The organism is Enterococcus gallinarum NBRC 100675, from assembly GCF_001544275.1.
Lineage (GTDB): Bacteria > Bacillota > Bacilli > Lactobacillales > Enterococcaceae > Enterococcus_D > Enterococcus_D gallinarum.
Window position 1 is genome coordinate 1 of record NZ_BCQE01000064.1, and the last position, 3277, is coordinate 3277.

Consider the following 3277-nt stretch of genomic DNA (forward strand, 5'->3'; position numbering starts at 1 on the left):
TGACCCATTTTTAAAAATCGTTCGTGAAAACGCCCACCATCTAAAGGAAAAGAAACCACTAATTCTTGTTTCTTTTGATAAAAATAAACTTTTGGTAATCTCATTTTTTCCCTTGTTTGTTTCTCACTAACTTGTTTCTTTGTATAAACAAACCGATTGTCAATTAACATTCGAACAAGTAACTGACGCCAATAAACAGAGGCAAAATATCCTTCTTTTAGTCGCGACCAATGCATCAACCCTAAAATTAACCCACTAACCAGCAACAAATACAACACAATACTTATTCCAGGAATAAGATACATTTGCCAATTCGAAAACGTACTTAAACGTGGATAAAATACTTTCCAACTAAACCAACCTAACAGAATCAAAAATGGAAACAAAAAGAAACCATAATAGCAAAACCATAAATAACGATTGAAATAGCGAATTCGCCGACCACGATACTTGAAAAAATGAGCTTTCAATTGTCACATTCCTCCTTTCTGTTTTTACTTTTCCTGTGCTAAAAACTTTTGACAAAAAGCAACTAATACAGGAATATCACATTTAGTAAAAAAACATAATCGAAAAAGATTTAATCGATTTTTATAAGGGTGTGCACACATATTACATATTCGTACTATACGAATCCAAATCACTTCCTGATGATCTTGTTTCCACTGGTACGGTAATGAAAAACGAACAAGATCACGTAAAAACATACACTGCCCAATAACCGCACAAATATATGCATTTGTTTGTACAAAAATCGTTGGATTGTCTCCAAAATACTCAATCAATTGTTGGATATTTTGATAACAAGCACAATCTCTCAAAGTATTTGATTGGTTTTATCTGAATTCAAAATCTCCCCTTCCTTCTATTCTTAGATAAAAAGAATAGGAAGACTCCTTCCTATTCTTTCAAAAAACCCTTATTTTTTCTCTTTTTCCTTAGAATCAACACTTGGTTGTTTTTGATCTAAACCTTTTTCTTGTGATTGTTTCATATTAGGATTATTTGTTGGAGCTTCTACTTTCTCTAATCCTTTCGCATAAATCACTAAATCTGAATATTCACGATTGCCATCTTGTGCTGGAATATATACCACATGATATTCTGGATCAATTAATTTCACAGGATCACGTCGTTTAAAACCAGTCAAATCTACATCTGCTGGAAATTTAACTCGTCGTGCAATCTTTGGTTCATCTGGATTTCCAAAAACTAATTGTGCTCGCTGTGATCGAATTTCTCCCGTATAATCGCCTGTTTCATTATCAAATACACGATCAGACTCTTCTAATGCGCCAAAGCGTACGGCTCCTAAACAAGTTTCATCTAATGCTTCTGTAATATCATAATTATTTGGAAATTTTAATCCCATCTTACAAAACCTCCCCAATTTTTACACCAGTTAAAAAGACACCAACATCTTGATAGCCAGTTGTTCGACGCTCTGTTTGTCCCATATCATTTGTTTCACGACTATTCACTCGTTCTTTACGAAAAACAAAATAAGCTTCTTCAAATGAAATACGCACCTCTTTTTCTGGTAATCGTAATCTTTTATCCTCTTCAGCTGTGAGATAAACAAAAAAAGCAGGCTGTTCTTCTCGCGAACATTCTGCTTGTAATTGAACATATCGCCCAGACACACCATTAATTTCCTTTGGTGGATTAGGTTCCCGTGAACCCAATAAAAATACTTGACCTAAAAACTCTTTCTTCATACGCAATGCTTTTTCTGCCATAAAGTTTTTCCTCCTCTTAAAAACCAAAATAAATTCTAAATATTTCTACATTACAATCAAACAAGCGGTTAAAAATCCTAACCACTTGTTCCTCATGCCTAATCTTTGGCTTTACGTACTTTATAAAGTGTTATACCTAAAACAATGACTAATACTACTAATCCAAGAACTATAAGTATACTACTTGTTTGTTCGCCTGTTTTTGGCAACATTGGTACAACAGTAGCTGCTTTAACCGGTTGTTCTGGTTTCACTGGTTGCGGTGGTTTTGGTGCCTCCACAAATTGAACCGTTTGATCTTTGTTTGTTAAATCCACGTTATGTTTTGCGACTTCCTCAAACGTTTCTTTGTCATCTTCTGTTTTGGCTTGGAGCCATTCCGCAAAACTCAAGCCTTTTCCTGCAAGATTGCGACCGTCCACTAAGAATTCAAATAAGAATTCCATCATTTCTTTATCGGCCGTAAAGACTTTTTCCGCATGAGTGCCTTCAAATGGTGTGCCGTCTGGTGTTAAGTATCCTTGAACAATTAAGCGATAGATTTGACCAATCGCAAGACCGTCTACTTTGACCCATTCAAGCACAGTTTGATTTGGCAAGGCCAAGATCTCTTTTCCGCCATTTTTATTCGTCGCTTTCGTCGTAATGGTTGGATTACTGATTTTGATGGTTTGGTCATTGTCGGTAATGTCTGCGTGAGAAGACAATAATACGCCTTCTCTAAACAGATCTTCAAAGACCACGACTTCTTTGCCCCGTAATGTACGTGTGTCTAGGATAAAGTCTAGATTGACTGTAGCATCCGTTGTTTCTGCCACAAACGTTAAGGTACTTGTGACTTCTTTTCCATCTACCAGCACTGGTTTTTCCGTTGCTTTATCCATTAGAACACCGTTGACTGTATATGTTTTTCCAACGATCAAATCGTGGTATTTCACAGCGTCTGTAATGGTGACTTTCGTTAATGGATTAACCACTTTTAAGCCAGTTGGTTTATGCGTAGCCGTTGTACGTACATTTGGGTTCGTTACTCGTACCGTTTGCCCTTTGTCGTTGATGTCTTTGTGATTTGCCAGTTCCTCGTCATTTCTAAAAAGACTTTCAAACACGACAATTTCACGACCATTTAAACCTGTCAAATCAAAGGTAAAGGGTACGATCACTGTTTCATTTTCTGCTTTGGCAATAAAGCCAACAGCACTTTCTACCGGTTGACCATGAACAAGTAAGGCTTCACCGGTTGCTTTATCCATTAAGATTCCTTTGACCAAGTAAGCTTTTCCTGGAAGAATTTCTTTGATCTTAACCGTATCATTTAAGGTAAACAGCCCCGTTGAATCTGCGACTGTCAATCCATCTTCAAATACAGCGGTCGTATGAACATCTGGATTGTTTACTCGAACACTTTGATTGTCATCATTGATATCCGCATGTGCCGCAACTTCAATGCCATCACGGAAAAGTTTTTCAAAGACAACGATTGTTTGACCTTTCAAAACACTAGCATTAACCACAAATTCAAGATCTTTTGTGCCAGT

The 3277-nt window shown here is 36.6% G+C and carries 3 protein-coding genes and 1 pseudogene; all 4 read right to left on the minus strand.

Annotated elements, in window-relative coordinates:
- Positions 1-470: pseudogene (locus EG2_RS19875) on the minus strand (cell division protein FtsK); the annotation flags it as partial.
- Positions 471-919: 449 nt separating this feature from the next.
- Positions 920-1372, minus strand: a complete 453-nt coding sequence (locus tag EG2_RS17980) for a hypothetical protein (RefSeq protein WP_010729316.1) — start codon at positions 1370-1372, stop codon at positions 920-922.
- A gap of 1 nt (position 1373) precedes the next feature.
- Complete coding sequence (locus EG2_RS17985) at positions 1374-1739, minus strand: hypothetical protein (RefSeq protein WP_010729315.1); 366 nt, start codon at positions 1737-1739, stop codon at positions 1374-1376.
- Between the two features lie 98 nt (positions 1740-1837).
- A partial coding sequence (locus tag EG2_RS17990) for a VaFE repeat-containing surface-anchored protein (protein ID WP_169793145.1) occupies positions 1838-3277 on the minus strand: 1440 nt, incomplete at its 5' end.